This is a genomic window from Corallococcus sp. CA041A (assembly GCF_003612075.1).
Lineage (GTDB): Bacteria > Myxococcota > Myxococcia > Myxococcales > Myxococcaceae > Corallococcus > Corallococcus exiguus.
Genome location: NZ_RAWF01000607.1, coordinates 1 through 479, shown reverse-complemented (window position 1 = coordinate 479; position 479 = coordinate 1). Strand labels below are relative to the sequence as shown.

Below are 479 nucleotides of genomic sequence, written 5' to 3'. Positions count from 1 at the left end.
GGCTGGGGCCGCGTGCTGTTCATTTCCTCCGAATCAGCGCGCAACATTCCCGCCGACATGATCCATTACGGGGTCAGCAAGACCGCGCAGCTGTCGTTGTCGCGCGGCCTGGCCAAGCGCGTGGCCGGCAGTGGCGTCACCGTCAACGCGGTGCTGCCCGGCCCGACCCTCTCCGATGGTTTTGCGGCGATGTTCGAGGATGAACGCCAGCGCAGCGGCAAGCCGCTGGAGCAGATCGGCCGTGAGTTCGTGATGGCGCACCGGCCGTCCTCGGTGATCCAGCGCACCGCCACGGTCGAGGAAGTGGCCAACATGGTGGTGTACCTGGCCTCGCCGCAGGCATCGGCAACCTCGGGTGCGGCGCTGCGCGTGGATGGCGGCGTGGTCGACGATATCGTCTGAGAGTGCTGGCAGGTGTGCGGACCAACGGTCCGCACCCACAGGTCCGCACCCACAGCAGAGGGGAAGGAATGCTAGGC

Annotated in this window: 1 protein-coding gene; it reads left to right on the top strand. The window is 67.2% G+C overall.

Going from position 1 to position 479, the window contains the following annotated elements:
* The coding region (locus tag D7V77_RS42430) for an SDR family NAD(P)-dependent oxidoreductase (RefSeq protein WP_147452379.1) at nt 1–402 on the top strand (402 nt) is incomplete at its 5' end.
* Nucleotides 403–479: the final 77 nt, after the last annotated feature.